The organism is Corallococcus terminator (genome assembly GCF_003611635.1).
Classification (GTDB): Bacteria; Myxococcota; Myxococcia; order Myxococcales; family Myxococcaceae; genus Corallococcus; species Corallococcus terminator.
The window spans coordinates 1-23,016 of sequence record NZ_RAVZ01000021.1; the positions used below are offsets into that span (position 1 = coordinate 1).

Genomic DNA, 23,016 nt, shown 5'->3' on the forward strand with positions numbered 1-23,016 from the left:
GGGCGGGACTCCGGGCAGGGTAGGCTCCCGCGTCCTCGCGCCACCCCAAGGCTCCCCTCCCATGACATTCGCTTCGCTCGGCCTGTCGGACGCGCTCACCCGCGCCGTGGCCGAACTCGGATACGACGAACCCACGCCGGTGCAGCGCGCGACCATCCCCGTGGTGCTGCGTGGCGGCGACGTATGGGCTTCGGCGAAGACGGGCTCCGGGAAGACCGCCGCGTTCCTGCTCCCCATCCTGGAGGCCCTGAGGGCGCGCCCCGGAGGGTCGGTCCGGCCGGTGCGGGCCTTCATCCTGGTGCCCACGCGGGAGCTGGCCGCGCAGATTGTCGAGTCCGTCCAGCAGTACGGCCGCTATTTGAAGAAGCCGCTGAAGACCTGCCTCGCGGTCGGCGGCGTCTCCGCGAACCCGCAGATGATGGCGCTTCGGGGCGGCGCGGACGTCGTCGTGGCCACGCCCGGCCGCGCGCTGGACCTGGCGTCGCAGAACGCGCTCCGGCTGGGCGAGGTGGAGACGCTGGTGCTCGACGAGGCCGACCGGCTGTTCTCGCTGGGCTTCGCCGACGAACTCAACGGCCTGCTCGCGCTGTTGCCCGCGCGCCGCCAGAACCTGCTGTTCTCCGCCACCTTCCCGCCTGCGGTGCAGAAGTTCGCGGAGCAGTTGCTGCACGAGCCCACGCGCATCGACGTCGACGACGGGGAGTTGCCCTCGACGGAGTTCATCGTCCAGCGGGCCCTCCAGGTGGATGTGCCCCGGCGCACGATGCTGCTGCGTCACCTGCTGGAGACGCATGCGTGGAGCCACGTGCTCACGTTCGTGGCCAGTCGCTACGCGGCGGACCATGTCGCGCTGAAGCTGAACCGCGCCGGCATCGCCGCGACGTCACTGCATGGAGAGCTCAGCCAGGGAGCCCGCACGCAGGCGCTCGCGGACTTCAAGGCGAAGCGCGTTCGCGTCCTGGTCGCCACGGACGTCGCCGCTCGCGGCCTGGACATCGCTCAACTGCCGGCGGTGGTGAACTACGACCTGCCCCGTTCGACCGTGGACTACGTGCACCGCATCGGCCGCACGGGGCGCGCAGGCGACAAGGGCGTGGCGATCAGCTTCGTCAGCGCGGACACCGAAGCCCACTTCCGACTCATCGAGAAGCGCCACCAGCTCGACATCGCGCGCGAGCAGGTGCCGGGCTTCGAGCCGACGGAAGAGGCCTCACCGACCGCGACGCCCCTGGATCCGAACGGCGGCGTGAAGGGCCGGCGCAAGAGCAAGAAGGACAAGCTGCGCGAAGCCGCCGCGGCTGCCGCTGCCGTGCGTCCCCCGAAACGCAAGCCGTAGCGCATCCGCATCACGGCGCCTGGGAAACCCGCGCCGTGAGTGAGCGGATCCCCTCAGGCCCAGAGTTCCTGCTCCAGCGTGTCCAGCAGGGCCAGGGCGACCTCGGGCGTGGGCAGTCCCGCCTCAGTGACGAGCCCTGCGTCGAGTGGCGCCGCGACCTCTTCGCGCAGCAGGGCCACCGCGTGCCGCTGGGCCTCCCGCAGTGCGTCCCGCTCCTGGGCGGAGAGGCGCGGACGGACCCACCGGTCGATGTCCCAGGACAGCCCCGCGTGCCGCGTCTCGTCCTCGGCGATGCGAGCCATGGCCTCGCGCACTCCGGTGTCGCGCGCGTGCAGGGCCTGATGGTGGGCCACCAGCGCGCCGTACGTCTCCCGCACGCAGCCCTCCACGGCGTTGTCCCGCGCGACCTCCGCGAGCGGACGCTCCGGCAGCTCTGTCACGGAGGGCGACGGCGGCGTGGCACCGAAGCGGCGCGCGAGCCTCCCCGTCACGTCGGCGTGCAGCACCTCGTCCACCGCGCTCGCGAGCGCCGCGGCCTGGAGGTCCGGACCCGCGCCGTGCAAGGCCAACTCCTTGCGCAGCCGCAGGAAGGCATGGATGGACGCCGCCTCCAGGTGCGCGACCTCCGCGAAGTAGCGCCCCAGCACGTCCGGACTCTCGCACGCCCCCGCGACCTGGAGCCCCACGGGCCGCCGTCCTACGGCGCAGCCTCCACTGCCCTTTTCCAGGACGTGCTGCTCCAGCTCTCGAACCTCACCGGAGGCGGACACCTCCAGCAGGTGCTGCGTCACCTGGGTGCCCTCGCCACAACTGTAGCCCCGGGTCCCGATGACGCTGAAGGTGCCCCCCGCGTTCTGCTTCACCGCGCCCCGCTCCAGTCGCCCGCAGCTCACCTGATAGCCGGCGGCGAAGGCCACCAGCGTCGCCTCCTGCGCGGTGTCGACGGTGCCCAACAACCCCTTGAGGGACTCCAGCGTCGAGTACGTCTTCACCTCGTCGCCCAAAGTCGTCGCCAGGAAGTAGTCCGCGCAGAGCTGGAAGCAGGTGTGATGGAAGCCCTCCTCCGGCAGCGTGGCGTCCAGGGCCGCCTGACACGCCGGGACATCCGACGCCGTCGAGCACGCGGCTCCTGAGGTGGCCGTGCCCTCGAAGGAAGGCGGCTCGGTGTAGGACTGGAGGAGGCGCAGTTGGAGGTAGTCCGGCTGCGGGGAGAGGGTCAGGTCGCTGACCGCGGGGGCGTTGTCGTCGCAGGCGATGGGCGCATAGCCCTCCAGGTCCACGCCGGCATCGGAGCCGCAGCCCGCCAGCACCAGCGGGGTGGCGAGCGAAGCCCGCAGGGCCCGTGAGAAGAGGTGGCGCAGTCGACGTGCATTCAAGGAACGACTCCCAGGGATGAAGTGCCCCGGACGCAGGAGCAATGAGGATGCCACCCTTCCCTCCCAGGGCGCTCCCGTTGGAAAGCGCGCGTCGCCTGCGCGGAAAACCGAGGAGGGATCAGAAACCTGAGGGCGAAGCCGCTAGCGTGTCCGGAATCCCACGAGGCCCCTGCCCCGTGACCCTGGACCGGAGGAACACCCCGTGCGTCGTGATGTCGCCGTGCTGTTGGAGAACGCCCCATCGCGGCGCCGGGCCCTGTCCGAAGCGGCGTTCGTGTTCCTCGCCGTCCTCGGGCCTTCGACGGTGGGCACCGCGGGCCGGGCCGCCCTGGCCGTCGTCGCGGTCGCGCTGCTCGCCTGGGGGCTGGCCCTGCTGCGCCCCTGGGAGGCCACGCGCCGGGGCGCCTGGCTGGGCGTCCTGGGGCTCCTGGTGGCGCTGGGCGGCACGGGCGCGGGCGCCTGGGTCGCCACCGCAGCGGAGCAGGAGAAGGGCTTCTCCATGTCCATGGCGCCCCTGTGCATCCGCGCCCTGGGGATGATTTTGCTGGTGGCCGTGCTGGTGTGGCGCGACGGCCAGGGGCCCGCGCAGATGGGGCTGGTGCGCGAGGGCTGGGGCAAGGAGCTGCTCCTCGGCGTGCCGGTGCTCGCCGCCACCTACGCGGTGCACATCGCCGCGTCGGTGCCCATGGCGGCCGTCGCCGTGGCGTTGAAGCTGGCCGGCAAGGAGATGCTGGCGCGCAAGGGCATGGCCACCGCGCTCATGGACACCGGCCTGGGCGTGCCCGCCTTCGCGGCCATCATGGTGGTGGTGACGGGCTTCGAGGAGTTCGTCTTCCGAGGCTTCCTCGTGCCCCGTCTGCGCGTGGTGCTGGGCCGCTGGGTGCCCGCGGTGCTGGTCGCGGCCCTGCTCTTCTGCGTGGGCCACTTCTACGAAGGCATCCTCGCCGTCTTCCAGACCTTCGTCATCGGGGCCTGGTTCGGGTTCGTCTTCTGGTTCCGGGGACGGCTCTTGCCCCTGATTGTCGCGCACGCGGCCTTCAACACCATCAGCTTCGCGTTGGTGATGTGGCTGTCGAAGTCAGGCTTCCTGGACAAGCTGCCGCCACTTTGACGGCAGCCCGGGCCCCGGGGGCTACTCCAGCGTCATGTACTCCGGCTGATACACCGACCGGTTCCGCAGCGACGATGGGCCGCCGCTGTTCACGCAGTAGCCCGTCGGGTTGTCACAGCCACCCTCCGGGTTGCCCCAGTACGCGGTGAGGTTCATCCAGGCGAGGGAGCCCGTGTACGTCCCCGCCGGCTGCCAGGGGATGGCCACCACGTTGTTCCAGGTGTCCCACGCGAGCCCGGCCCCGGTGTCGTCGGCCAGGAAGTCGCCGTTGAAGATGGTTTCGTAGATGTGCCGGGCCGCGTCCGGGTAGAGCCCGTGCGAGCCATTGGCGGAGAAGACCTCCGGGTGCCAGCCGGCGAGGAACACGGCCTTGTCGCCGAAGGTGAAGAGCTGTCCGTTCGCGTGCTGGCTCAGGTAGACCTGCGAGGGGCGCCCGTCGACGAAGCGCACGGTGAGGTGTTCCCAGTCGCCCACGTGGTTGCCGAAGGTGGAATAGCCACCCACGCAGCCCCAGGGCGAATACCAACCAATGCACACCCGCTTGCCATTGTTGTAGGGGTAGAAATTCCAATACAGCACGTCCGTCACATTCGTCGGCTGGCCGCCCTGGGTGCGCGGGATGACCTGCGCGTAGACGGGCACCGACGTCTGATTGGGGCGCTGGCCGTCCAGGAACTGCGGATCCGTGCAGGAGTCACAGCCCAGCGCCTGGTTCGTCACCAGGTGGCCGTTCTCCTCGTGGACGTTGGCCAGATGGAACTGCGTGGAGGACGGAAAGTAGAGCTCCTCCGGGTGCAGCCAGACGCGGGGCGCGAACGTGGCCACTGCCTGCGCGTCCACTGGCAGGCCGCGCAGCTCCGGGTTGGACGTGGCGCTCTTGTTGAGGACCCAGTAGCGGCTGCCGCCCGTGTCGCCGTGGCTGGGACGGGAGACGAAGGTGGACGCGGGCAGGCCGCGGTGGTCGCGCGCCACCGCCTGCCACACGCCGATGTCGTCGTTCGCGCCGGAGCCCTTGTCGTCCCAGACCCACGCCGGGTTGGCGGGCAGCACGTATTCGCTGCGCACGCAGCGGATGAGGTCCGTGGAGGGCTTGGAATAGCCCAGCACCGCGACGTGGCCCAGGCAGGTGTAGCCTGCCGGCGCGACGGGCTCCCAGAAGGAGGCGTCGTGCGTTCCACCGGAGCCGGAGTCGCTCCAGATCCAGTTGTAGTTGGACGGACGCGCCAGCAGGTCGCCCTCGCCGCGCACCAGGAACGTCGTCGCGGGGGCCTGTCCCCGGTTGGACATGGCGACGTCGCCCAGCGAGAAGAAGCCGGGGGACTGGGACAGGTCCGGGCGCCAGACGGAGATGTCATTCGTCGCGCCGGTGCCATGGTCATCGTAGATCCAGGCGAAGCGGCTCGTGGGCTTGAGCTCCAGTGACTTCGGATAGCGCAGCGCCACCGTGTCCGCGCTCAAGGTGAACTCCGCGCTCTGCCCCGCCAGCGCGGTCGCCGCGACCAGCTTGTAGCTGCCCGGGGACAACGTGACGGACAGTCGCGAGTTCGTTCCGCCCCCGCCGTTGTTGTCCTGCGCGAGGATGGTGCCATTCGCATCCAGCAGGTACAGCCACGCATCCGCCGACGACGTCAGCGTGAACGTCACGGGGGTGTTGGAGGTCTGCGAATCCAGCAGGAACACCCGGTTGCCAGGACTGGAGGAGCTCTGGCCTCCCGAGCCCTGCCAGACGCCGTAGACGGTATTGGCCTGGGCTGTGTTCGCCAGGAGTGAAGTCGTCGCGAGCACGACGAGGGAGAGGAATCGCCTTGGGAGCATGGGAACCCGGGTGAAGGGGGAGCCCGAGACCATACCCTGGGTGCGACTTTCAACCCCGAAGGTCGGAGCCGTATTCGAAGCCCTCGTAGTCGAAGGCTCGCTCAATGGAACTCACGTCCGCATCAGAGCCCCCACAGCTTCGGACGGCGTCACGCCACCGGAGTGACACGCGCTGCTTCATCGTGTCGATGATGCGGGTGGCGTCTTCTTTCGACAGTCGGAAGCGTACGCATTCACTCAAGAGGTTGCGGCGATTGGCTCGGCGATGCTGCGCGCTTCCCACCTCCATCGCCAGATCGCGCTCGGTGCTGGCCTGCGGTGCCGGCGTCAGATCGTAGGCAGGCGACAGACTCCAGTGGGCTCCGGCTGCGATGAGTGCATGATTCCTGGGATGGTCATCAATGTTTGAAACAAGCGCGTTGAACACCATCCGGCGGAACAACTCTCGCAGGTCCTCCGCCGGCTCGCTGACCCAGCGTTTCAGCTCATCCGCCAGCAAGATGTATGACCAGGGCTTGCGCTCATTCGGACCCGCGCGTGGATTCTCATCGGCGCGGAGCACCGTCAGGGCACTGACCATCCGGTGTCGCAGATAGCCGTGCTCGGTGCGTTCCCGATCGAACCGACGGACGAGGAGCACATCCTGCCCGGCGATACGGACCCTCTTCGCGGAAGCAGCGCGAAGGCCACATTCGTCGGCGAGCTTCAGCATCGCGAGTTCGACCGCGGCGTTGTTCCATCGGTCACCTCGCGACGGGAACTTGGCGATCCACAAGCCCTCGTCATCCTCGACGACATTCTTGGGACGAGCTCCGCCCATGGAGCTTCCTGGATTCACCAGATCATCGACCTGGGGGGAGGGCGGAAGTCCCTGCTCGAACCGGCTGGCTTCTTCCAACAGCAAAGGCAGTGAGAGCACCTTGTTGAACTGATGAACCTGGGCTGGCGGTGTGCTGCCCATGCCAAAGGACAGCGCCCCGGCTCGATCTTCCGGCGAATTGAGGAGGAAGCCGACCTCGGTCAGCTCTCCGCGGCCCAACTGGCGTTCAATGACCCTGCGACCCCAGGCATCGGGCGAAGCGTCTCGCAAGGAGCCGAAGATACCTCCAAGCCGGGTCGTCCTGAAGGTGCCTGGTTGCAGCGGAAGCTCGAAGAGTTCCAACTCGACGGCGCGGGGATTCTCCAGATAGCTCCTGCCGTAGACGAACTGCCCCACTCCCTCTTGCTGGACGTAGAGCCCACAAGTCACGACGTCGAGAGAGTTCGGGAGCTGGATGTACACGTAGCATCGGGACGCGTCAGAAGTCGGCATCGAGCTCATCCTTGCGATGGACGTCCACGCGCTCCGGCTGGCGAGCCAGCTCCAACGTCTTTCCTTCCTCGTCGCGATCCGGCGAGGCGAGGTCGGCGAACTCGCGTTCGAGCCCAAGCGCCCACAAGACGGTGAAGTAGGCACTGAGCGCGGTGGTGGGACTCCCCTCCTCGATGCGCCGGAGCGTCCCGAGCGCCAGCCCCGTCTTCTTCGCGAGGTCCACCTGACGCAGGCCACGTCGGATGCGGGCCCGCGCGATGTTCTGTCCCAAGGCCGAGATGGCCCGGCCTACGGCGAAGGGCGTCGTCTCACTCGTCAGATTCTGTCGAGGCATGCACGCCCATGGTGACCCAGGGATGACCCAAAAATCCAATCTATTGATTCCATCCTCCATTTAGAACCAATAGATTGATTCCAAAAACCGAGGGCTCGTAAGCCCGCCAGTTCAGGCCAGGGCCGTCGTCGCGGGCGAACACGTCCGCGCCAGCTCCCGCACCAACCGCCGTGCCATCTCCGGCGAAGGCAGCCCGGACTGACGGGCCACGTCCTCTGGCAGGAGGCTGTCCGCGGCGTCGCGCTCCAACGCGGACCACGCTTCACGCCGGGCCGCTTCGACCCGCGCCCGAGCGTCCTCGGACAGCCGCGCCAGCGCCCAGGCATCGATGTCCCAGGACAACTCCGAGTGGCGCAGCTCGTCCGGCGCGATGGCCGACAGCGTCTCGCGCACCGACACATCCTCCGAGCACCGCGCCTGCCACCCCGCGAGCAATGCGCCGAAGGTCTCCCGCACGCAGCCTTCCACCGCGTTCTCGATGGCGAGCGCCTCCAGCGACCGGGCTCCGAACGGCGCCACGTTCACCTCCGGCATCGTGGCCCCGTGACGCACCGCGAGGGACGCCATCGCGTGCGCGTGCCGCACCTCCTCCTTCGCTGAACGACGCGCCGCCCGCACCAGCCGCTCCGGCGCTCCGTGCGCGGCCAGCTCGTCCGCGAGCCGCTCGAACGCCGGGACGGACGCGGCCTCCAGGTGCGCCATCTTCGCGAAGAGCACGCCCAGCGCGGGCACCCGCCCCTCCACCGAACCATCACTGCACAGCCCCTCCGGCCGGCGCCCCTCGCAGAGGGTCCCCACCTGGCAGCTCACTTCGTCGGGTTCGGCCAGCTCCTGGGAGGAACGCGTGAACGAGCACGGCGCGTGGGCCCCCAACTGCGCGCACACCTCCGAACAAGGCGTTTGCGCCGTGGCCACGCCCCCATCCGTCAACTCGATGGTGGCGACGCGGAACGTCTCCTGGCGGGAATCCGAATCGCAGCCCCACGTGGAGGAACACCCCACCCCCAGCGTGGTGACGGGCGCCAGCAGCCACAGGCGGGAGAAGGCACGGCGCAGCTTCGAGCGGGACATGGACATGGGAACACCCTCTTCGGTCACACCCCCGCCGGCCTCGGGGCCCCGGAGCCTGCCACGACACGCCGCATCCCGGACAGCCCGGTTCCTGATGACAAACATGTAATTTTCAAGGAATACATGAATAACCATTTTCAAAGCAACTCATTCACAGGTCGCGAGAAAACCCTGTCGACACATCCTCACCCGTTGTTTCCCCCTCCCGTGGAGCGAGATGCGAAAGCAATTCCTGACACTCACCGTGTTGACGCTGGCGGCCACCAGCGCCCTGGCGGCGGACCGCCTGAATCCGGCGGATCTGCGCCGTGTCACCAAGGCGCGTGAGTCCCTGGTCCCCGCCGTCGCGAAGGAGTTCGGCCCCAAGGCCCGGTTCATCCACCTCTTCGGCCAGGGCCGGGGAATGCTGGCGGGCGTCGTCGCGGAGATTCCGACGGAGCCGCTGGGCACGGACGAGCTGCCGCTGCTGGCCATCGTCCGCTACGACGAAGCCACCGGCGCGGTGCGCGTGGTGGACCGCGAGTTCAAGTACCGCGAAGCCCGCTCGGTGGGGACGGACGTGGCGCTGCTGGAGGGTGACGGCACCCTGCGCATGCGCGACGCCAATGGCCGGGACCGGGTGCTCGCGCGAGGCGTGGGCGGGGACCTGTTCCCTACGGCGAAGGGAGACGCGCTCGTCGCCACGCTCCTGATGAACAGCGAGGGGCCGCATGAAACCGCCGTGGGCATCATCGACCTCCAGGGCCGCGTGAAGGTCCTCGCGGACGGCCCCGGCGTGGACGCGACGCCCAGCATCTCCCCGGATGGCAGGACCGTGGTGTTCGTGTCCGGCCGCACCAGCGTGGCGTCGTTCTACGTGACGAACGTGGAGGGCGCTCCGGCCCGGCAACTCACCAACGTCGGCCTGGAGAACTGGATGCTGTTTGGAGGCCCGCCCAAGGAGTTCGTGCCCCCGCCCGTCTCCACCCACCACATGGAATGGCTGAACGAGGACGTGCTTCGCTACAACGCTGGCGGCGGTGCGTTCTGGAAGCTCAACGTGCGCACGGGCCACGCGGCTCCGGATGTGGGAGGTGAGCCGTGAAGACCCTGACCCTCGCGCTGGCCTTCGCGCTGCTGGCCTTCCCGGCGGTGTCCTCCGCCCAGACGATGTTCCGCTTTCCCGCCTCACAGCTCGCCGACCAGTGTGGCAACGGCGGCTGCGTGGTGAGCGCCTACAAGGACTACGGCGGCCGGGACTACGCCTGCGGTGGCGTGCGCTACAGCGGCCACACGGGCATCGACTACGCCCTGGTCGGCGGGTTCAGCAAGATGGACTACGGCGTCTGGGCCATGAACGCCGCCCGGGGCTACGTCGAGGCGTCCGTGGATGGCTATTTCGACCGGTGCAACTATTGGGACCAGGCCAACCCCTACGCGGCATGCGGCCTCTACACGGCCAACTACATCATCATGCGGCACCCGGACAACACGCAGACCAAATACTGGCACCTGAAGGCATACACCCAGCAGTTCGCGCGGGGCACGACCCTCGCCTGCGGAAACTGGATCGCCCGGGTGGGCTCGTCTGGCGCCTCCACGGGGCCACACCTGCACTTCGAATACTGGGTCCCCGGCTACGGCACGGATGACCCGTACGCGGGCTCCTGCGGAACGCCCTACACGCGGTGGACCGCGCAGGGTGCCTACCGGGGCCTCCCCGGCATCACCTGCCAGTAGACCGCCACTGTCGTCCCCTCGGGAAGCCTTCCCGGGCCCAGTGGGTATACACTGTATACCCACTGGGCCTGTCAGGAGGAGCACCGCATGGGCGACCGATGGCTGCTGCGTGGGGCGGAGATCATCACCTGCGACCCCGAACAGGCGGACCTGCCGCGAGGTGACGTCCTGGTGGAGGACGGGCGCATCGTCGCGATGGGTCCCCAACTGCACGCGGGGGACTGTCGCATCGTGGACCTGAGCGGGAAGCTGCTCCTGCCGGGCCTCATCGATGCGCACCGGCACACGTGGCAGACGCCGCTGCGCGCCCTGGGCGCGGACTGGACGGTGATGGACTACCTGGCGGCGGTGCGCGTGAAGCTGTCTCCCGCGTTCCAGCCGGAAGACCTGCATGCCGCCAACCTGGCCGGGGCGCTGGAGGCCCTGGACGCGGGCATCACCACGCTCGTGGACTATTCGCACTGCGTGGAGTCACCCGCGCACGCGGACGCCGCGCTCACGGCGCTGGAAGACTCCGGCATCCGGGCCCTCTTCGCCTACGGCTACGCGGCGGGTCCCCAACAGAGCACCGCGCTGCCGACTCCCGCGAGCCGGCTCCAGGACGCCCGACGCCTGCGCTCCACCCGGCTGGCCTCCGACAGCGGGCGTGTCCGCATGGGCATCGCGCTGACGGAGATGCAGGTCCCCTGGGAGCAGAGCCGGGCGGAGATCCTCTCCGCGCGCGAGCTGGGCGTCCCCATCACCGCCCACTGTTCCGCGTGGCCCGTGTCGGGCCCGAGCGAAGTGCAGCGGATGGCGGCCGAAGGCCTGCTCGGTCCGGACGTGCTCTTCGTCCATTGCACATGGAGCTCCGACGAGGACCTGCGGCGCATCGCCGACAGCGGCGGCGCCGTCGCGGTGACGCCGGAGACGGAGCTGCAGATGGGCATGGGCTTCCCCGTCACCGGACGCGCGCTGCGCGCGGGGGTCCGGACCACGCTCGGATGCGACGTCGTCTCCAGCAACGGCGGGGACCTGTTCACCGCGATGCGGCTGGCCCTCCAGGTGGAGCGGGCCCGGGCCCATGAGAAGGACGGGCTGTCCCGGGTCCTCGCGCTCAAGGCCGCGCGCATGCTGCCCATGGTGACGCTCGACGCCGCGGAGGCCCTGGGGCTGGGACGCGTCACGGGCTCGCTGCGGCCGGGGAAGGACGCGGACCTCATCGTCCTCGCCGCCGATGCGTTGAACCTGACGCCGCTCAACCGCCCCCGCGACGCGGTGGTGCTCCAGGCGCATGCGGGCAACGTCGAATCGGTGATGGTGCGCGGACGGTGGGCGAAGTTCCAGGGCGCCCTGGTGGACGTGGACCTCGCCACGGTCCGGCGCCGGGTCATCGAAGCCCGCGACGCGGTGCTGGCCCGCGTGGGAGGACCGGACGCGCTCCTGCGCGGACGGGCGGACCTCTCCGCCCACTGGGACATGGGAGGCGGCGCGAAGGACGCGTGACGCGAAGCCAGCCTCAGCGCTGGCGACGAGGGGGCCGCTTCCGCGCGGGGGCCTGTCGTGCGTCGATGCGCCGCTGGATGCCCTCCAGCATGAAGCCGAGGCTCGCCTCGAACTCCCGCTCCACGTCGGTGGCCCGCATGTGCGGCACGCTGTGGGCAAGCCCCGGGTAGTCCCTGGCGGGGAGCGCCTGGGCCGCCGCGAAGAACCGTTCGAACGGCGGGGGCGTCCCTGGGGGACCCACGTCCCACGACTCCTGCCGACGGATGGCCCCGGCCAGCCAGGAGAAGAACGTGTTGTGCAGTGCCCCCGCCTCCTTCCACGGGATGCCGGCGGCGTGAAGTCCGCTCACGGTCCGGTCGAGGATGACGAGCGCGGTGTGGACGACGGGGCCTTGCTCCAACAGGAACTCCATCAGCCCCGGGTGCGCCAGCCCCACGGCGCGCAGACGGCCCGCGAGCTGCCGGAGCCACGCCACCGGATCCTGTTGCTCCGCGGGCAACACCAGACGTTGCCTCACAGGCAACACCAGACGTTGCTCCGCGGGCAACACCCGTGTCTGGAGGATGGCCTCCGCACACAGGAGCACGAGTGCGTCCCGGTTCGCGACGTGCTTGTATATGGCCATGGGCGTAACCCGGAGCCGTTCGGCCAGCGTCCGCATGGAGAGCTGTCGCAACCCCTGCTCCCGGACGAGCGTGACGGCGGTCTCCACCACGGCGTCCCGCGACAGCCGCCTACGCACTCTTCGGGGACTGCTCTCACCAGAGGTCATGCGCCGGAGCATACCCCGCCCGCCAGAAGCGACTGTGATTCAAGAAACAGATGCAATGCCTCCTCGAAGCCCGCATCTGGAGAATTTCCTGAACGCACTGGATTAACCCGCTTTCGCTTCCAATACATCAGGCTTCGTGTCAGGATATGATTTGTCTCGTCCGGGGATGCGTGGGCCATACAGGCCCCGTCCGAGGAGCGGGCGGACGCAAGAGGGGACACCATGTTCAAGGAAAGCACGCATCGCCCAGGGGGGGCGCTGCTCGTCGCGCTCGGGCTCGGAGCACTGGTTGGCTGTGGAAGCGCGCCGGAGGCATCCATGCCTTCCGAGCAGACGCCTCCAGGAGAGCTGCGGCACAGCGAGGCCGAACTCTATGTGGCGTCCTCCACCCTGTGGTGGCCGCTGACCATCCCCGTGTGTTGGGAGAACCCGGCCGCTGGCAACGCCACCCAGCGACAGTGGGTGCGCGACGCGGTGACGCGCACGTGGGAGGCGAATTCGAGCGTGCGCTTCTACGGCTGGGGGACGTGTCCGTTCTCGTCCAGCGGCGTCCGCATCAACATCAGCGACGTGGGCCCGCACGTGAAGGCGCTGGGCAACGGCCTCAACGGCAGGGCCCAGGGCATGGTGCTCAACTTCACGTTCGCCAACTGGGGCCAGTCGTGCGCCAGCACCCTCAAGTACTGCATCGACGCCATCGCGGTGCATGAGTTCGGTCACGCGCTGGGCTACGCCCACGAGCAGAACCGTCCGGACCGGCCCTCCACCTGCACCGAGCCCGCGCAGGGCTCCTCGGGTGACTGGCTCATCGGGCCGTGGGACCTGGGCTCCGTGATGAACTACTGCAACCCGGCCTGGAACGGGGATGGCAACCTGAGCGCCACGGATGTCCAGGGCGCGAAGATCACCTACGGCGTCCCCTGGGAGTCGCTGGGCGGCGGCCTGGCCTCCAGCCCGGGAGCTTCGTCCTGGGGCGCGAACCGGCTGGACGTGTTCGTCCGGGGCCTGGACAGCCAGATGCACCACCAGTACTGGGCGGGCGCGGGCTGGAGCGGCTGGGGCCTCCACACGGGCGTCATTACGTCCGACCCGGCGGCGGTGAGCTGGGGCTCCAATCGCATCGACGTGTTCGCGCGCGGCTCGGACAACTCCATGCTCCACAAGGCGTGGGATGGCACCGGCTGGAGCCCCTGGTACTCGCAGGGCGGCGCCTTCAACTCCGGCCCGGCCGTGGCGTCCTGGGGCACGAACCGGCTGGACGTGTTCGGCCAGGGCCTGGACAACCAGCTCTACCAACAGTCCTGGACGGGCTCGGGCTGGACGTCGTGGAACGTGATTCCGGGCGTCGTGACGTCGGACCCTGCCGCGGTGAGCTGGGGCCCCAACCGCATCGACCTGTTCGCCAGGGGCACCGACAACACCTTCCTCCACAAGTACTGGAATGGCACGGCCTGGAGCGCCTGGGGCTCGCTGGGCGGCACCTTCACCTCCGCTCCGGCGGTGGCCTCGCGCGGCGTGAACAAGCTGGACGTGTTCGGCCGGGGCGCGGACAACAGCCTCTGGGTGAACTCGTGGACGGGCTCCGGCTGGAGCGGCTGGAACTGGCTCGGCGGTGAGATGACCTCCGCGCCCGATGTCGCGAGCTGGGGTCCCGGCCGGCTGGATGTCTTCTATCGCGGCACGGACAACACCCTGCGCCACTCCTGGTTCAACAACGGCTGGTAGTTCCCCGCCGACGCCCCGCCCCAGGCTCAGGCCTTGGGCGGGCGCTGTTCGGAGCGGCGCCGGAGCCAGTTGCGAAGGAAGGCCTTCACCTCCGGGTGCTGTGATTGCTTGAAGTGCTCCGGCGGGCCGTACTCGACAATCAGTCCCTCGTGCATCAGGGCCAGGTTGTCCGCGGTGCCGAAGGCGGACGCCACGTCCGGGGTGATGACCAGCGACGTGGCGCCCAACTGCTGCTTGCCCTTGGTGATGATCTCATTGACGGCCGCGGTGGTGAGCGGATCCAGACCGGCGGTGGGGTCGTCGTAGAGGAGGATTTTCGGCTGGAGGATGGTCGCGCGCGCGAAGCCCACGCGCTTCTGCATGCCGCCGGACAGCTCTCCCGGGAAGCGCGTGGCCGCATGCGACAGGCCCACCTTCTCCAGCGTCTGGTTCACCAGCTTGGTGATTTCCGGCTCGGGCGTGTTGGTGCGCTCGCGCAGCGGGAACGCCACGTTGTCGAAGACGTTGAGCGAGTCGAAGAGCGCGTTGGCCTGGAAGAGGATGCCCAGCTTGCGGCGCATCTGGTTGAGCGCGGGCTCGTTCATCTTCGCCACCTCCTCGCCCTCCACCAGCACCACGCCCTTGTCGGGACGGATGAGCCCCATGATGTGCTTCATCAGCACCGTCTTGCCGGAGCCGGAGACGCCCATCAGCACGCAGGTCGTGCCCTCCGGCACCACCAGGCTCACACCCCGGAGCGCCGGCTGGCCGCCGAAGGACTTGTAGAGGTCCTTCACCTCGATGGTCAGCTTCGGCGTCGTCTCACGGCTCGTGTCACTCATCGCTCCGGCACCCTAGTGCGCGGCCCCCTGACGCGCGAGGGCTCCCTGCCTGCCTACCTGGAGGTCGCCAGGTCTTCTGGCAGCGCCAACTCGAAGCGCGTGCCATCCCCCGGTCTCGACGTCACCTCCAGGGTGCCTCCGTGGGCCTCGGCGATGCGACGCGCGAGGAACAGGCCGATTCCCAGCCCCGTGGAGCCAGGGCCCCTCGCGAAGCGTTCAAAAAGGGTGGGAAGCTGCTCGCCGGGGATTCCCGGCCCCTCGTCGATGACCGCGAGGCGGGCCCAGGGCCCCTCCAGACGCCGCTGCATCTGCACATCGACGAGCACGGGAAGCCCCGGCGGTGAGTGCTTCAGCGCGTTCGCCACCAGATTCTCCAGCGCCTGACGCAGGCGCTCGGGGTCCGCCAGCATCACCAGCTCCTCGGGGCCCCGGTAGTTCACCGGATGTCCGGGCGTGTTCGCGGTGGAGGCCACCTCCCGCGCGAGCCCCGCCACATCCACCGGCTGGGGGCGCAACGTGAAGAGCCCCTGGTCCAGGCGCCCCACGTCCAGCAGGTCCTGGATGAGCCGGGTGAGGGAGCGCAGGGACGCAGCCGCGCCATTCGCATCCCGCTGGTCCTCGACGCTCTGGTTGCGCGTGGCCCGCCGCTGGATGAGCTGGATGCGAGCCTGGAGCGGCAGCAGGTAGTTGGCCATGTCGTGGGCCAGCACGGTGATGAGCTCCTCCGCCGCGGCCCGGCGGGCCTGCTTCACCGCCAGGTTCGTCAGCTCCTGCACCAGCTCCACCCGGTGGGCCACCAGGCCCACCCAGCGCGCCACCGCCTGGAGGAAGCGCAGGTCGCCCTGCGTGAAGAAGTCATTCCGGGCCGACGTCACGGCCAGCACGCCCCGGGTCTCCATGCCGATGGGCAGGGGCACCATCACGGAGGAGCGGGCCCCCAGCCGGTGCTTGATGCCGGGAAGCTCCTCCGGATCCTCCTCGTGACGGCCCGTGATGAAGGGCGCTTCCGTTTCATACACCTGGACGGCACGGCCCCCGTTGGCGAGCTGAAGCCGGTCCAGGCCCAACGACTTCTGGAGGCGGGCCATGGGCGTGTCGCTCGTCCCGACCGCGACCAGGCACTGGGTGCTCGTGTCGAGGAGGAAGACGTCCACCTTGTCCGCCTTCAGCAGCTCCGAGACAAGCTGGCCCACCGTGTTCAGGGTCGGTTGGAGTTCCGCGGCGGGAAGGGCCAGCAGGCCCTCCAGTGCCTGCAACCGTGCATCCGTCTCGGTCTCCGCCACCGGGTCGCTCACGAGCCAAGGGTGGGGATCACTCCCTTCCGGTGCCACCCGTGCCGTCGGCCCGCCCCCCGCACCTCGGGCGGCCAGGCGTCCCTGCCCGGTCACGCCTTCGCGCGAGACCTCCGCCACCACCAGAAGCCGCCCACGACCAGGGCGACGGCGCAGAGGAGCGCGAACAGGTTCCAGGCTCGTAACGAACCCGTGATGTGCGCGGCCTTCGCTTCGGGTGCAGGCACGGGGACCAGCGCCGCATCCCCCATCACCACGAGCCCCGCCCAGGCGGCCGCGGGCTGACCGTCCTCCCAGGCCTCGCGCTGGGCGGAACGCAGGGCCAGGGACACGCCCTGCCCCGACGCCAGATGTCTGTAATAGCGCTCCAGGAGCCACGCGGCCTCGGCGTCGCGCATGGGCCACAGGCTCGCCACCACGGCATGCGCTCCAGCTTCGAAGAAGGCCCTCGCGAGGCTCAGCACCCCTTCCCCCGCGAGCAGCGCGCCGGACGCGCCCTGACAACTGGAGAGCACCACCAGTGCGTCCCCCAGTTTCAACTCCGAGATCTCCCGGGGCTGGAGCAGGCCGTCCTCCTGCGCCGCGCCCGGGGCCAGCACCAGCGCGGACCGCTCGGGGGCCTCGACGTCGACGACGGCGTGCGCGGCCAGGTGGAGGATGCGCACGTCGTCCAACGCGGTGGCCTTGAGGGCCTGCTCGGAGGCCTCCGCGCCCACCAGCAGGCGCGGCCTCACGGCGGTGTCCTCCAGCGACGCCTCCACGGTGTGCCCTTCGCGCCTGGCTTCTGGGAGCGCGCCCAGGCTCGCGGTCTCACCGAACACGCCGCCTCGCGCGGAGGCCACCACCGTCGCGCCCTCCGGGGCAGCACTCCGGTCCGGATCCGCCAGGACCAGGGCCTGGCCTCCCAGAGGCCTCGTGGACCGCTCCCTCCAGTGGTGCAGCAGGCTCGCGGAGGGCACCAGCGCGAGTTCGTACCGGGCGATCAACGGCGGACCGTCCACGCGCTCCCGCAACGCGGCGAAGGCCAGGTCATGCAGCGGCCCGTCCGGCACGAGCAACAGGCGGGAGACGCGCTGCGGAAGCTCCCGCAGCGCGGGGCCGAGCAGTTGCGCATGCAGCGCGGCGGCGGCACCCGCCTCCGAACCGTCACGCCGTTCGATGAGGCCCGACAGGAGCGCCACGGCGGGACGCAGCCGCGCACGCTCAGGGATGCGGTGCGCGCGCGTGCCCTCCCGGGTCACGGCCAGCACCCAGGCGCCTCCCGCGCGCTCCGCCTGGAGATCCTGGTCCGCGCCCACGAGGAAGACGAGCAGCGCCTCGTCGTCGCCCAGACGCTGCTCCGTCTGCTCCAGCGAGGCGAACTGGACCGCGGCATGCCGGGGCGAGAGACGCAGCTCCTGCTCCCGGCGCTCCAGCTCCTGGAGTTCCCCCAGCAGGCGCGTGCGCTCGGGCGCGGAGAGCTCCTTTCCGAGCAGTCGCCGCTGGGTGGCGGACAGGTCGCGCAGCACGCCGGCCCGCTGCTCCCGGCGCTCCGGCGCGTCCTCCCCGGCGGCCAACGCACGGGAAGCCACGAGCGCTTCGAACAGGGTCCTCGCCCGCAGGCGCTCGCTCACGGTGAAGGCGCGCTCCAGGGCTTCCCGGGGTGGTACGACGGCAGCCTCACCGGCCTCCAGCGTACGGCCGGCGAGCCGGTGGTAGTCGCTCGCCCAACCGGAGAACAGCTCGGCCTGACTGGAGGCGTCGCGCTGCAACTGGCGCAGCACCTCCACCGCGTCGAGCGCGCGCTCCGCCTGTCGCAGCGCCTCCGGCAAGGGCCGCGTGCGGAAGGCCACCATCGAGTGCGCCCTCCACGCCGGGGCGAGGTAGAGCGGGTTGTCGTGTTCGGCGGCGAGGCGCAGGGCCTCGTCCGCGTCGTGCTCGGCGGCGACGGCGGCGGCGGCATCCCCCCTGGCGCGGCGCTCGGCGCGCGTCCACAGACAGGAGATGCGGCGCTCGGGCAACCCCGTCTTTCGTGCGATGTCGATGCAGCGCTCCAGGAACGCCTCCGCGTCGCGCCGCTCCTCCGGACCGTCGCCCAGCAGCTCCGCCACGAGGCGCAGGGACATCGCCTCGAAGGCCTTGCTGCCCGCGCGTTCGGCCGCCGCGAGCGCCTCCCGCGCGAGCCGCAGCAGTTCCGGACGGCCTCCCGGTTCGGGGCGTTCCTCGTGTCGCAGCAGCGCGAGGTTCGCCACGGCCAGACGCACGCGCGCTTCCGTGCCCGCGTCCCGGGTGCGCCGCGCGAGCTCCGCGAGCCTCCCGTACGCGTCCAGCGCCTCGTCCAGGCGTCCCAGGTTCACGCTCACCGTGGCCAGGGGACTCAGCAGTTGCTTCTTCATGCCGTCGGTGCCCCCGGGAAAGGTGAGGGCCTCCGCGCGCTTGAGGAGCAGATAGGCGCGCCCCAGGTCCTGGCCCAGGTCGGAGAGTTCGGCCGCCTCCAGGATGAGCGCTCGCACCTGCAAGCGCGCGTCACCGGAGGCCCGGGCCACCTCGCCCACCCGCAGGACCCACTGGTGCGCTTCCTCTGCCCGCCCCAGCATCCCCAGCACGCTGCGCAGGTTGATGCCGGCCATCACTTCGCCCTCCGCGTCCCCCCGGCGCCGGAACGCGAGGGCCGCGTGACGGTAGGACGCTTCGGCCTGGCGGGGCTCGGACAGCAGCTCCAGATGGCCCAGGACCAGCGTGAGCCAGGGACGATCCGGGTGACGCTCGATGAGCCCCTGGAGCCTGCGCCGGGCCTCGTCGCGCCCCTCCAGTCCCTGGGCCTCTCGGAAGAAGCACATCGCCGCTTCGGGGCCCTCCGGGTGGGCAAGGAAGCCCTCCTCGCACCGGGCCAGCGCGGGGGGCTCCGCGGGAGGGGCGGCCCCCGCGAGGCAACACAGGGTCAGCCCCACCACGAAGGTGAGGAGCCCCGGTCGCCTCGCGTGCTGTCGCCGCCCTCCGGACACGTCACTCCTCGACTTCCACCCAGCAGCCCTCCACCGTGACGGGCTCCGGCATGGTGGTGGTCGGGTCCTTGGCCGGCGCCAGGCAGACGGCCCTCTTCGGAGGCGGATCACTCGGATCTTCCCGTTCGAGGACCAGGACGCCGGCGGACATCTGCAGGCGGCTTGGCAGCAGGACGAGCTGCGCGCGGACACCGGCGCTCGAGGGCGCCCGGGCCGTCAACCGCAGGGGGGACCCCGGCCCCACGGTTCCCGTGACGGTCGCGAGCACGACGCCCCGGTCACTCAGGATGCGCAAGGTCACCGGCACCGCGGGCCCCGTGCGCAGCACGCCCGCGTCCACGACGGAGGCCACCACCGTGTCGTTCGCGGAACCCACCAGGACATCCGTCGTCACCAGCACCGTGACCGGGGTGGGCGCGGCCTGTGCCGCCGCCGTGACACCCCACAAGAGCGCCACCACCGCCAACACCCGCCCCCATCGTCCCTGCGCATTGATTGTCTTCATCACATCCCCCTCTGCCTTGTCTTGGATTGGACGCGGCCCCTGCCGCGCGCTCACTGCAACCGGTTCACGAACGTGCTGCTTCGCCGGACGCTTCCATCCGGCAACCGTGCTTCGACCTGCCAGAGCACCCTCGCCCCCGAGGGCAGCTCCGCCAGCACCGGGGCCGGCACGGTGTATTCCCGCTGCTCCAGCCGCTCCACGCGGTGGAACACCTTCAAGTCCTCCGACGACACCTGCACGCTCCAGTGCGTCGCCTGGGGCACCCCACTCCAACGCAGCACGAAGCGGTCGCGGGCAAGCGCGGTGGCTTCCGGCACCCCGGAGGTGATGGCTTCCGCCTCGCCGCCCCGGATCCGCTCCGGGTCCTCGCGCTGCTGCTGCCGCCACACCAGGACCCCACCCACCAGGACCACCCACATCGCCGCCATCGCGGCCCATGCGGGACGGCCGCTCCAGGAGCGCTTGCCCTGCGCCGCCTTGCGGTCCGTCAGCGACAGCACCTTCGCCGGTGCATCCGCCTTCGCGGCCGCACGGGACATCTCCATCGCCAGCCGCCAGGCCTGGGCCCACGTAGGATCCGCCGCGACGCGCTCGATGACCGCCCGGCGCTCATCGGCCGGGAGTTCCTGCGTCACGGCGCGCCAGACGAGGTCCGCGTCCACCGGTTCTCCGGGCGTCGCCGCGTCGTCGCGCAGCGCCGTCCGCAGCCGCTCCACGCCCGCGTCGTCGATGGAGTCATCCTCGGGGCGGTGGTCGCTCACGGCGTGATTCCCTTCGTGGAGAGGCAGGCGCGCAGGGCGCTGAGTCCACGGTAGATGAGGTTTTCGGTGCGCTTGCTCTCCCAGCCCAGCAGCTCCGCGGCTTCGTGGAGGGTGTGTCCCTGCAGGTGCAGCGTCACGGCGAGGCGGCGGTCCTGCACGAGGCCCTGGAGACAGTCGCGCACGGCCCGGGCAATCTGCGCGGCGCCGGCCGAACGCTCCGGGTCTCCCGGCGCCACGGGCTGCACGGGCGCCTGCTCCACTTCTTCCAGCGCCACCTCCTTGCGAGCGTTCACCCGGCGCAGCTCATCGATGAGCGCCGTGTAGGCCACCCGGTACAGGTACGCGGACGAGAGCGCCGCGCGTCCCGGGTCCCGCTTGCGCAGCTCCACCACGCGCATCATCGCCACCTGCAACAGGTCGTCCCGCCGGTCCGCGAGGGACGGGGGGCAGACGCTGGCGAGGGCCTTCTCCAGGTCGCGCCGGAGCGTTTCGAGCCCGGCGTCCGGCGAGGCCCCCGCGGAGTGGCCGTGTCGCAGCTCCAAGTGCATCCCCTCCGGGAAAGGGTGCCGATGGTCGTTGAATCCCCCCCAGGCGGCAAGGCGGAGCCGCCAATCCCCCAAGACGGTGCTCGGGGGAGGACACCCGCTACGGAAGGTTCGCGTCCCAGGCGATCAACCGCACGTCGCCACCCGAGGCCAGGCGCACCGCGGTGATGACGAAGCGTGCGCCCACATAGGTGGAGGTGACCGCCATGCCGTCCAGGATGTCGCCCGCCAGCTCCTGCCCGGTGCGGTGCACCTTGCTGTCCGAGTCCACGTCCCAGGTGAACACGCGCAGGTTGCCCGCCGAATCCCGCACCGGCGTCACCAGGTGCTGTCCCACCACCCGCACCGCCTGTACGTCCGAGACGCCGCTCGCGTCCTCGTCGTCACGGCGCACGAGCTGTCCCGCCGTGGTGATGTCGAAGGAGATGTTGCGCAGCACGCCCGTGGGCAGCCGGGCGCTGACCACCACCAGGTCCCGCACGTTGGTGAAGGAGAGGCTGCTGATGGCCACGTCCGCAACGTCGCCGCCCAGGTAGGTGCCGCGCTTGTAGACGAGGCCCGTGGAGCCGATCTCCCAGGCCGTGACGCTCAGCTTGCCGGCCGGGGTGCGCACCGCGGTGATGACGCCCTTGAAGCTGCTGCCCGTGTCTCCCGCGACGCGGCCATTGGCGACGGCCGCGAGCGAGACATGGGTGGCATCCTCACCGAAGCCGTTGCCCCGGCGGGTGATGGCGTCCAGGCTGGAGGAGGTCTCCCAGGTGCTGACCTTCAAGCGGCCCGCCGAGTCGCGGACGGCGCTCACCACGCCCAGGCTGCCGCCCGGCATGGACGCGAGCGCCATCTGGCTGGAGATGGCATCCCCACCCGCCTCCGCCTGCCGGGTGAAGCTGCCGCCGGACGACACCCGCCAGGCGGTGAGCTTGAGCTTGCCGTCGGCGTCCCGCGCGGCCGTCACCACGTCGCGGCCCAGGCCGGGGTTCGCGATGGACACGTGGGTGGACGCGTCGGTCGTATTCGCGCCGAAGAGCTTCGTGAAGGTGCCATCCCCCGCGAGCCGCCAGGAGCCCATCACGAGCCGCCCGGAGATGTCGCGCGTGGCCGTCACCACCATGTCGCCCGAGGTCGCCATCGCCACCTCCATCGCCGCGTCGCCGGTGATGGAGCCCCGGCGCAGCAGCGGATCCGGGTGGATGGCGGAGGGGAACTGGTTCAGCGCTTCGGCGCGCAGCGGAACGAAGTCGAGCGACGAGTCGTACGTCACCGCCCCGTCCTTCTGCCACGCCTGAGAGAAGGTGATCGGGAGGGACACCCCCATCGTCGTCTCGCTGAGCATGGGCTTCAGGTGCACGTGCAGGTGCGGACCTGAAGAAGCACCGGAGCTGCCCACGCGGCCGATGAACTGGCCCCGCTTCACGAACGCCCGCTGCGCGGCGGGGACCATCGTCTCGCGGGGAAGGTCGCCCACGCGGTCCTCGGCGTCCGCCACGTAGGTGGCGTTGAAGGGACACAGCGCCTCCGGGATGCTGCCCGGCTGAAGGTGCGCGTAGAGGATGACCTTCCCGTCGTTCGTGCGGATGTTCAGGTGGTTGCCCGAGCGCGGGATGATGAGCGGATCCGAGGTGCGGCCCGGATGGGGCACGTCGTCGCCCCCGTGCACGGCGGGCTTGAGGCCTTCCGGGGCGTTGCGCCAGCAGGTCACCACCTCGCCGTCCGCGATGGCGGAGACGGGCAGGCCGTAGATGACCCAGTCGGAGTTCTTGGGGTTCACGGCGTAGTCCGCGAAGGGAATCTTCACGCGGGTGAACCGGCTGACGGTGGCGTCGAAGCGCGCGGCGTTGAGGTCCCGGTTCTCCGTGCCGTCGTGGTCGCTGGAGATCCACCAGTGGCTGCCGTCGGGGAGGTCCGCGCTGCTGCCGGGAAAGGCGTAGGTCTGCGCGGAGGCGCCGACGCTGACGGTGGCGACGGCCACGGCGGTGAGCCGGATGGCGGAACGAAGGTGGGAGGGCATGGGTGCTGCTCCTTTGGAAGGGGGCGCCGGTTTCGCGCCTGCCT

The 23,016-nt window shown here is 70.2% G+C and carries 19 protein-coding genes; 6 read left to right on the forward strand and 13 right to left on the reverse strand.

Annotated elements, in window-relative coordinates; genetic code table 11:
- Positions 1-61: 61 nt before the first annotated feature.
- Positions 62-1,336 carry a DEAD/DEAH box helicase gene (locus tag D7V88_RS05170; RefSeq protein ID WP_120539479.1) on the forward strand — a complete coding sequence of 425 codons (1,275 nt, stop codon included), beginning with the start codon at positions 62-64 and terminating at the stop codon, positions 1,334-1,336.
- A gap of 53 nt (positions 1,337-1,389) precedes the next feature.
- On the opposite strand, the gene D7V88_RS05175 is transcribed toward D7V88_RS05170, so the two are convergent.
- Positions 1,390-2,712: a ferritin-like domain-containing protein gene (locus tag D7V88_RS05175; protein WP_120539480.1), complete on the reverse strand. Its 1,323-nt coding sequence runs from the start codon at positions 2,710-2,712 to the stop codon at positions 1,390-1,392.
- Between the two features lie 202 nt (positions 2,713-2,914).
- On the opposite strand from D7V88_RS05175, the gene D7V88_RS05180 reads away from it, so the two are divergent.
- Positions 2,915-3,823, forward strand: coding sequence for a CPBP family intramembrane glutamic endopeptidase (locus D7V88_RS05180; protein WP_120539481.1), 909 nt, complete (start codon positions 2,915-2,917; stop codon positions 3,821-3,823).
- Positions 3,824-3,844: 21 nt separating this feature from the next.
- Here the strand turns inward: D7V88_RS05180 and D7V88_RS05185 are convergent, their stop codons facing one another.
- The 4 genes from D7V88_RS05185 to D7V88_RS05200 all read right to left on the reverse strand — a co-directional run bounded on the left by D7V88_RS05185 (position 3,845) and on the right by D7V88_RS05200 (position 8,361).
- Positions 3,845-5,638, reverse strand: a complete 1,794-nt coding sequence (locus D7V88_RS05185) for a Vps62-related protein (protein WP_208726121.1) — start codon at positions 5,636-5,638, stop codon at positions 3,845-3,847.
- Between the two features lie 49 nt (positions 5,639-5,687).
- Complete coding sequence (locus D7V88_RS05190; protein ID WP_244237989.1) at positions 5,688-6,854, reverse strand: type II toxin-antitoxin system HipA family toxin; 1,167 nt, start codon at positions 6,852-6,854, stop codon at positions 5,688-5,690.
- Positions 6,855-6,936: 82 nt separating this feature from the next.
- On the reverse strand, positions 6,937-7,284 hold the full coding sequence (locus D7V88_RS05195; RefSeq protein ID WP_120539483.1) for a helix-turn-helix domain-containing protein: 348 nt from the start codon (positions 7,282-7,284) through the stop codon (positions 6,937-6,939).
- 111 nt (positions 7,285-7,395) lie between these two features.
- Positions 7,396-8,361, reverse strand: coding sequence for a hypothetical protein (locus D7V88_RS05200; RefSeq protein WP_120539484.1), 966 nt, complete (start codon positions 8,359-8,361; stop codon positions 7,396-7,398).
- Between the two features lie 211 nt (positions 8,362-8,572).
- Here D7V88_RS05200 and D7V88_RS05205 point away from each other — a divergent pair, with 211 nt between their 5' ends.
- The 3 genes from D7V88_RS05205 (at position 8,573) to D7V88_RS05215 (ending at position 11,559) form a co-directional block, all read left to right on the forward strand.
- Positions 8,573-9,439 (forward strand): TolB family protein, encoded by an 867-nt coding sequence (locus D7V88_RS05205; protein ID WP_120539485.1) that lies wholly within the window; start codon positions 8,573-8,575, stop codon positions 9,437-9,439.
- Positions 9,436-10,074, forward strand: a complete 639-nt coding sequence (locus D7V88_RS05210; RefSeq protein ID WP_120539486.1) for a M23 family metallopeptidase — start codon at positions 9,436-9,438, stop codon at positions 10,072-10,074. The genes D7V88_RS05205 and D7V88_RS05210 overlap by 4 nt, the downstream gene beginning before the upstream one ends.
- 87 nt (positions 10,075-10,161) lie before the next feature.
- Positions 10,162-11,559, forward strand: a complete 1,398-nt coding sequence (locus D7V88_RS05215; RefSeq protein WP_120539487.1) for an amidohydrolase family protein — start codon at positions 10,162-10,164, stop codon at positions 11,557-11,559.
- A gap of 13 nt (positions 11,560-11,572) precedes the next feature.
- Here D7V88_RS05215 and D7V88_RS05220 read toward each other — a convergent pair whose 3' ends face one another.
- Positions 11,573-12,301 (reverse strand): TetR/AcrR family transcriptional regulator, encoded by a 729-nt coding sequence (locus tag D7V88_RS05220; RefSeq protein WP_158625005.1) that lies wholly within the window; start codon positions 12,299-12,301, stop codon positions 11,573-11,575.
- A gap of 348 nt (positions 12,302-12,649) precedes the next feature.
- On the opposite strand from D7V88_RS05220, the gene D7V88_RS05225 reads away from it, so the two are divergent.
- Positions 12,650-14,056, forward strand: coding sequence for a DUF8189 domain-containing protein (locus tag D7V88_RS05225; protein ID WP_147448625.1), 1,407 nt, complete (start codon positions 12,650-12,652; stop codon positions 14,054-14,056).
- A gap of 26 nt (positions 14,057-14,082) precedes the next feature.
- On the opposite strand, the gene D7V88_RS05230 is transcribed toward D7V88_RS05225, so the two are convergent.
- From D7V88_RS05230 to D7V88_RS05260, 7 genes are all read right to left on the reverse strand, one after another.
- Positions 14,083-14,877: an ABC transporter ATP-binding protein gene (locus tag D7V88_RS05230; protein ID WP_120539490.1), complete on the reverse strand. Its 795-nt coding sequence runs from the start codon at positions 14,875-14,877 to the stop codon at positions 14,083-14,085.
- A gap of 53 nt (positions 14,878-14,930) precedes the next feature.
- Positions 14,931-16,172: a GAF domain-containing sensor histidine kinase gene (locus tag D7V88_RS05235; RefSeq protein WP_244237990.1), complete on the reverse strand. Its 1,242-nt coding sequence runs from the start codon at positions 16,170-16,172 to the stop codon at positions 14,931-14,933.
- Positions 16,173-16,261: 89 nt separating this feature from the next.
- On the reverse strand, positions 16,262-19,153 hold the full coding sequence (locus tag D7V88_RS05240; RefSeq protein ID WP_120539491.1) for a CHAT domain-containing protein: 2,892 nt from the start codon (positions 19,151-19,153) through the stop codon (positions 16,262-16,264).
- Position 19,154: 1 nt separating this feature from the next.
- On the reverse strand, positions 19,155-19,658 hold the full coding sequence (locus D7V88_RS05245) for a hypothetical protein (RefSeq protein ID WP_120539492.1): 504 nt from the start codon (positions 19,656-19,658) through the stop codon (positions 19,155-19,157).
- A gap of 50 nt (positions 19,659-19,708) precedes the next feature.
- Positions 19,709-20,419 carry a hypothetical protein gene (locus tag D7V88_RS05250; protein WP_120539493.1) on the reverse strand — a complete coding sequence of 237 codons (711 nt, stop codon included), beginning with the start codon at positions 20,417-20,419 and terminating at the stop codon, positions 19,709-19,711.
- Entirely contained in the window at positions 20,416-20,967 is a 552-nt protein-coding gene (locus D7V88_RS05255) for an RNA polymerase sigma factor (RefSeq protein WP_120539494.1), read from the reverse strand. The genes D7V88_RS05250 and D7V88_RS05255 overlap by 4 nt, the downstream gene beginning before the upstream one ends.
- A 97-nt stretch (positions 20,968-21,064) precedes the next feature.
- Positions 21,065-22,972: a M23 family metallopeptidase gene (locus D7V88_RS05260; protein ID WP_120539495.1), complete on the reverse strand. Its 1,908-nt coding sequence runs from the start codon at positions 22,970-22,972 to the stop codon at positions 21,065-21,067.
- Positions 22,973-23,016 lie beyond the last annotated feature (44 nt).

What these genes read in the sequence shown, in the direction of transcription:
- D7V88_RS05170 (WP_120539479.1), top strand. Translation starts at nt 62, where the DNA reads ATGACATTCGCTTCGCTCGGCCTGTCGGACGCGCTCACCCGCGCCGTG.
- D7V88_RS05185 (WP_208726121.1), bottom strand. Translation starts at nt 5,638, where the DNA reads ATGCTCCCAAGGCGATTCCTCTCCCTCGTCGTGCTCGCGACGACTTCA.
- D7V88_RS05195 (WP_120539483.1), bottom strand. Translation starts at nt 7,284, where the DNA reads ATGCCTCGACAGAATCTGACGAGTGAGACGACGCCCTTCGCCGTAGGC.
- D7V88_RS05200 (WP_120539484.1), bottom strand. Translation starts at nt 8,361, where the DNA reads ATGTCCATGTCCCGCTCGAAGCTGCGCCGTGCCTTCTCCCGCCTGTGG.
- D7V88_RS05205 (WP_120539485.1), top strand. Translation starts at nt 8,573, where the DNA reads ATGCGAAAGCAATTCCTGACACTCACCGTGTTGACGCTGGCGGCCACC.
- D7V88_RS05215 (WP_120539487.1), top strand. Translation starts at nt 10,162, where the DNA reads ATGGGCGACCGATGGCTGCTGCGTGGGGCGGAGATCATCACCTGCGAC.
- D7V88_RS05225 (WP_147448625.1), top strand. Translation starts at nt 12,650, where the DNA reads ATGCCTTCCGAGCAGACGCCTCCAGGAGAGCTGCGGCACAGCGAGGCC.
- D7V88_RS05230 (WP_120539490.1), bottom strand. Translation starts at nt 14,877, where the DNA reads ATGAGTGACACGAGCCGTGAGACGACGCCGAAGCTGACCATCGAGGTG.
- D7V88_RS05245 (WP_120539492.1), bottom strand. Translation starts at nt 19,658, where the DNA reads ATGAAGACAATCAATGCGCAGGGACGATGGGGGCGGGTGTTGGCGGTG.
- D7V88_RS05255 (WP_120539494.1), bottom strand. Translation starts at nt 20,967, where the DNA reads ATGCACTTGGAGCTGCGACACGGCCACTCCGCGGGGGCCTCGCCGGAC.
- D7V88_RS05260 (WP_120539495.1), bottom strand. Translation starts at nt 22,972, where the DNA reads ATGCCCTCCCACCTTCGTTCCGCCATCCGGCTCACCGCCGTGGCCGTC.